Source organism: Desulfurellaceae bacterium (genome assembly GCA_021296095.1).
In the GTDB taxonomy this organism is placed as follows: Bacteria; Desulfobacterota; Binatia; order Bin18; family Bin18; genus JAAXHF01.
This window is the reverse complement of record JAGWBB010000127.1, coordinates 8,763-13,311: the sequence shown is the minus strand read 5'-3', so window position 1 is coordinate 13,311 and position 4,549 is coordinate 8,763. Positions and strand designations below refer to the sequence as shown.

Annotated in this window: 9 protein-coding genes; 4 read left to right on the top strand and 5 right to left on the bottom strand. The window is 61.7% G+C overall.

Annotated elements, in window-relative coordinates; translation table 11 throughout:
* From J4F42_20785 to J4F42_20775, 3 genes are all read right to left on the bottom strand, one after another.
* On the bottom strand, window positions 1–245 hold a 245-nt coding region (locus J4F42_20785), incomplete at its 3' end, for a CoA transferase (protein MCE2487957.1).
* A complete protein-coding gene (locus tag J4F42_20780) occupies window positions 242–1,489 on the bottom strand; it encodes a CoA transferase (protein MCE2487956.1) in 1,248 nt (415 codons plus the stop codon). The genes J4F42_20780 and J4F42_20785, both read right to left, overlap by 4 nt.
* 59 nt (window positions 1,490–1,548) lie before the next feature.
* A complete protein-coding gene (locus J4F42_20775; protein ID MCE2487955.1) occupies window positions 1,549–2,289 on the bottom strand; it encodes an RraA family protein in 741 nt (246 codons plus the stop codon).
* A gap of 97 nt (window positions 2,290–2,386) precedes the next feature.
* Between J4F42_20775 and J4F42_20770 the strand changes: the two genes are divergently transcribed.
* Genes J4F42_20770 through J4F42_20755 form a run of 4 tightly spaced genes read left to right on the top strand, consistent with a single transcriptional unit; the run spans window position 2,387 to window position 3,843 of the window.
* Entirely contained in the window at window positions 2,387–2,647 is a 261-nt protein-coding gene (locus J4F42_20770; protein ID MCE2487954.1) for a hypothetical protein, read from the top strand.
* A gap of 5 nt (window positions 2,648–2,652) precedes the next feature.
* Window positions 2,653–3,042 carry a clan AA aspartic protease gene (locus J4F42_20765; protein ID MCE2487953.1) on the top strand — a complete coding sequence of 130 codons (390 nt, stop codon included), beginning with the start codon at window positions 2,653–2,655 and terminating at the stop codon, window positions 3,040–3,042.
* A gap of 14 nt (window positions 3,043–3,056) precedes the next feature.
* Window positions 3,057–3,305 (top strand): hypothetical protein, encoded by a 249-nt coding sequence (locus tag J4F42_20760; protein ID MCE2487952.1) that lies wholly within the window; start codon window positions 3,057–3,059, stop codon window positions 3,303–3,305.
* Window positions 3,289–3,843, top strand: a complete 555-nt coding sequence (locus J4F42_20755; protein MCE2487951.1) for a hypothetical protein — start codon at window positions 3,289–3,291, stop codon at window positions 3,841–3,843. The genes J4F42_20760 and J4F42_20755 overlap by 17 nt, the downstream gene beginning before the upstream one ends.
* Window positions 3,844–3,914: 71 nt before the next feature.
* Here the strand turns inward: J4F42_20755 and J4F42_20750 are convergent, their stop codons facing one another.
* Together J4F42_20750 and J4F42_20745 are read right to left on the bottom strand one after the other, a co-directional pair.
* Window positions 3,915–4,190 carry a HigA family addiction module antidote protein gene (locus J4F42_20750; protein ID MCE2487950.1) on the bottom strand — a complete coding sequence of 92 codons (276 nt, stop codon included), beginning with the start codon at window positions 4,188–4,190 and terminating at the stop codon, window positions 3,915–3,917.
* A 10-nt stretch (window positions 4,191–4,200) separates the two neighbouring features.
* Window positions 4,201–4,479, bottom strand: a complete 279-nt coding sequence (locus J4F42_20745; protein ID MCE2487949.1) for a type II toxin-antitoxin system RelE/ParE family toxin — start codon at window positions 4,477–4,479, stop codon at window positions 4,201–4,203.
* Window positions 4,480–4,549 lie beyond the last annotated feature (70 nt).

The following is a 4,549-nucleotide window of genomic DNA, read 5'->3' as shown; positions in this document are numbered from 1 at the left end:
TTGGACAGATCCAGGGTAACCGGCAGTTTGCCGGCGTTCATATTGTAGAACAGGCCGGCGTTCTCAAGCCCCGGCTTGCCACCCTGAAACGGCCCGACGGTCCGCACTGCGTCAAAACGGGTGGTGCTCTCAAGCCGCACAACGGTCGCGCCGTAATCGGCCAGTATGCGGGTCGAGGCCGGCCCGGCGATTGCCCACATGAAGTCGAGGATTTTGACCCCGGCCAGTGCATCGGTGTGTGTCATGTAATAATCCCCCGCGATCTCAGCTCGGCCAGCTGCTGTTGGCTGAAGCCGAGTTCGTCGCGATAAATCTCGGTGTTGTGTTCGCCTATCGTCGGCGGTCGGCGTCGATAGGCGATTGGGGAGGCGCTGAACTTGGCGAACGGTCCCGGGTAGCTGAAGCTTTGCCCCAGCTCTGGATGCTCCAGCGTCTGCCAGTACTCGCGGGCGGCCAGCTGGGGGCTCTCGACGACTTCTTCGGTGGTGGTGATGGGCGCGATCAGCAGGCCGCGCTCAAGCGCGCCGTCCAGCAGCTCGGCCTTGGTCTTGGTGGTGGTGAAGCGTTCCACCAGCTGGGTCAGGCCGAGGTAGTCGTCAATCGCCTCCTGGCTACCGCCGAACAGATAGCCACCGTAGCCGACCCAGTCTTGGTCGCGGGTGGCCTCGTCGCAAAAGCCCTCTTCGCACATCCAGTCCATCAGGCGCTGGGTAAAGTGGGCGATGGCCGAGCCAAACAGATAGGTAATCGCCACATGGCCGTCCTTGGCCGGCCAGACGAGGCGAATCGGAATGTCACCCAGCTTGGCCCCGCCCGACATACGCCGCGAGTCGGCGTCGCCCAGGGGAGCCGCCAGCAGGGTGGACTGGGTGGCCTGGGCGACCGCCTGTTGAGCCGAGATATCGAGGTGTTGGCCCTGACCGGAGCGCAGAGATTCGTACAGGGCGATCATGGCCGCTGCGGCGGCGGCCGCGCTGGCGTGGGGATACGCCTGGGGCACGCTGAGCCGGACCGGCGGGCGATCATCGTCGCCGGTCAGCACCAGCGGACCGCCGGCCGCCAGGATGACCAGGTCGCTGTCGGCATAGCTGGCCTTGGGACCGTCCTGGCCGAAGGGCGTGATCGACACATAGATCAGGCCGGGGTTGTCGGCCGCCAGCTCGGCGTAGCCCAGGCCGAGTTCGGCCAGCGCGCCGGGCATATCGGACTCGATAAAGAAGTGGGCGCTTGTGACCAGCCGGCGTAGAATATCCCGGCCTTCGCCGGTGGTGATGTCCAGGCTAATGCTGCGTTTGTTGCGGTTGTACGCCCACCACAACAGCGACGCGTTCGGATCGGGTCGGTCCTGGTAGAACGGTCCCAGCCGGCGGGCCGGTGAACCGCCCGGGGGTTCGACTTTGATCACATCGGCGCCCAGATCGCCCAGAATCTGGCCGCACAGCAGACCCCGCTCGGTTGTCAGGTCAAGCACCCGGTAGGGATTCAGCATTGGGTCCCTCCTTTTCCCATGGCCTGTATAGCGCCGACCGGCGGCGTGCGGAAGACCCGCTAGGAGCGCGGCTCTTTGTCGGCCGCATAGCTCTGGCCGCTGAAGGCAGCCCGGACTTCGGCCGCGTTGGTGGCTTTCTGCAGGGCGGCGATACGCACGTCCTCTTCGGCCAGCAGGCTGCGGACCTTGGTCAGGACGGCGGCCAACTGGTCGGCCGGGAATTTACACGCCCCATTCTCGTCCATATGGATCAGCTCGCCCGGGGCAACGTCCATGCCGGCGACGCTGACCGGGACGTTGACGGCCTGCACGGCCATGGTCCCGTGTCCGGCGCTCACCCCGCTCAGCATGTACTGAAAGCCCAGCGGCCGGATGGCGTCGATGTCGCGTGACGGGCCGTTGGAGATAACGCCGACACAGCCGACCGCCTGCATCGCCGTGGTCATGATGCTGCCGGCCAGCCCGACCTTGTTGGCCAGCTGGGGCGGGAATTTCTGCTGGAGGATCAGCACCGTCGGTTTGGGCGAGGCGTCCAGGGCGTCAACCACGTCCAGAAAGGACAGCCGCGAGTAGTTGGGGTCGGGCAGGCCGAAGACACACGTGACCGCATAGCCGACCGTGCGGCCCAACTCCGGGTACATGCAGCGGATGGAGGTGTCCGTGTACCAGTTTTCGGTCCACGGGTTGTACAGACCCAGACAGTGTTGGCTGTCGGGATAGGTGGCCACGACGTTGGTGATGGACGGGGTGTCGTACTGGCGCAGTTCTTCGAGCATCGCGGATGCGGTGGGTTCTGACATGGCGGCCTCCTTTGCTGTTCCCCATTCCAACATTAAGGTTGCAGCGGTACAATACGCGGGACTGTTCAGGAAGGCTATGTAAAGAAGGAGAGCCGCTATGCCATACGCCGATTATACGCCCGAGGAAGTGTCAGCGTGCGGTGAAAAAATTTACCAAGAACGTATTCGTGCGAAGGTCGAAGTTGAACACAAAGGAGAGTTCTTAGTCGTGGACATTGAAACAGGTGCGTATGAAATAGACCGAGACGACCTCCTGGCGACAAAACGGGCGATAGCCAAGCGCCCTCAGGCGATTCTGTATGGCCTGCGCATCGGTTATCCCACGGCATATCAGTTGGGCGGGCGTTTCACGGTGTAGGCCGTATGATTTCTGGCAAGGTTTCTCCGGATCGTGAAGCGACGATTGACTTAGACGTGTCAGGGCCAAGCCAGCAGCCCCAACGGACTGAGGTCGTTATTGATACAGGGTTTAACGGGTATTTGACGTTGCCAAAAAAGAGAATTCACGATCTCAGACTTCCATTTGTCGGCAATCGTCGTGCGACATTGGGCGACGGCAATGTTGTGATTTTAGATGTCTACCTCGCAACGGTCTCCTGGCATGGACATGAGCGAGAGGTGCTTGCTCTCCAGTCTGACGGGGGACCGTTGATCGGCATGTCTCTCCTGGCCGGCAGCCGCGTCACCTTGGATGTGGTGGCCGGTGGCGCCGTGCGTATCGACGAGCTACCCGGAACCGGACGTGTCTCCTGATAGAAAAGAGCGATATGGCACAAGGCACGCGCACACGAAAAACCCGCCGCCTTCACGCTCTGCCCCGGTCGGCCCAACACGACGCGCTGCTCAAGGCGCTGATCGTCAAAGGGCTTGAGGCGTTTGAAGACTCGTTCCGGCGTCAATACCCCGCGGCCTCGCAGACTGAACTCCGAGACCGGATGACGCGCTACCTGTGCGAGCGCACCCGGTTTGAACACCAGCATCCGAGGCGCTCGTTTCGCCATGGCCGACATCGTTGATCGGGCTTTTCTGCTGCTGCACGAGCTGTTCCGTCTGGTTCCGCTTCCCTATGCGGTCATCGGCGGCTTTGCCGGAAATGTGTGGGGTGTCGGTCGAGCGACGCTTGATATCGACCTGCTGGTCGGTGGCCGTCGGTCTCAGTTTGACACGCTGATCAGCCTGGGAGCCGAGCGCGGCCTCCAGCCCCAGGACCAATTTCTGGAGCTGAACCCGCTGCTGCGCGGCCTGATGGTCCGCTGTCGGCTGGAAAATCTGCACGTCGACTTTCTTCGCCCCCGCGATGCCCATGATCGTAACGTCCTGCGCCGCCGCCGCCGGGAGACCTTTGCCGGACATGTCTTGTGGGTTTCCGCTCCAGAGGACCTGATTCTGATGAAGCTCAAGGTCGGCCGGGACCGGGACTTTGATGACGCGATCAGGGTCGTGGAACGCAACCGCGTCAGCCTGAACCGGTCGTATCTGCTGCGTTGGGCCGGAAAGCTGAGGATTGTGGACGAACTGGACTACGTCCTCGGCCTTCCGTCCCAGGCTGACTGACGGCCGGCTGCCCTGGAGTGACCGTCCCAGGTCGGCACGGCTTCCTGTTCCACATCATGAGGTGATGTGAGTCAGCGTGCTGCAACGAGGGGTTCGATGTCATCAACCTTGGTTGAGGCGCGGGCACGGTCGAGATCGTACAGTTTTTGCAAGTTCATCCAGAACTCCGGTGTCATGCCGAGAGCCTGTCCGATGCGCAGGGCTGTGTCTGCCGTGATGGACCGGCGTCCATGGACGATCTCATTGATGCGGCGCGGCGAGGTATGGATTGCCTGAGCGCTGATCCCGAGTTCGTCGAGAATCTCCGCCAAATGTTCGCCAGGATGGATCAAGTCGGGAAGGGTCATCGTCTCTTCCTCAGTGATAGTCAGTCATTTCAATTTCCATTGCACCTTGCTCTGTCCAGCAAAAGCACACGCGCCATTGGTCGTTGATACGGATGCTGTGGAAACCTTTCCGGTCGCCCTTCAGGGCTTCGAGACGGTGAGACGGTGGGAGACGAAGGTCGGACAGCACGGCCGCCGCGAGCACCCGCTGAAGCCGCATCCGGGCTCGACGTTGCAGGTCGGCTGGCAGGCGACGAACGGGCTGTCCGTGAAAGACTCGTTCGGTATCCCTGTCTTTGAATCGCCTCACCGGCACATATTAACGTATCAAGATAATAACATCAATGGATAAGAGTCGCCTGTTCTTTTAAGTTCAGTGC

Bases quoted from the DNA above. Each gene is read 5' to 3' on its own strand.
- J4F42_20780 (MCE2487956.1), bottom strand. From the start codon at position 1,489: ATGCTGAATCCCTACCGGGTGCTTGACCTGACAACCGAGCGGGGTCTG.
- J4F42_20775 (MCE2487955.1), bottom strand. From the start codon at position 2,289: ATGTCAGAACCCACCGCATCCGCGATGCTCGAAGAACTGCGCCAGTAC.
- J4F42_20770 (MCE2487954.1), top strand. From the start codon at position 2,387: ATGCCATACGCCGATTATACGCCCGAGGAAGTGTCAGCGTGCGGTGAA.
- J4F42_20765 (MCE2487953.1), top strand. From the start codon at position 2,653: ATGATTTCTGGCAAGGTTTCTCCGGATCGTGAAGCGACGATTGACTTA.
- J4F42_20760 (MCE2487952.1), top strand. From the start codon at position 3,057: ATGGCACAAGGCACGCGCACACGAAAAACCCGCCGCCTTCACGCTCTG.
- J4F42_20755 (MCE2487951.1), top strand. From the start codon at position 3,289: ATGGCCGACATCGTTGATCGGGCTTTTCTGCTGCTGCACGAGCTGTTC.
- J4F42_20750 (MCE2487950.1), bottom strand. From the start codon at position 4,190: ATGACCCTTCCCGACTTGATCCATCCTGGCGAACATTTGGCGGAGATT.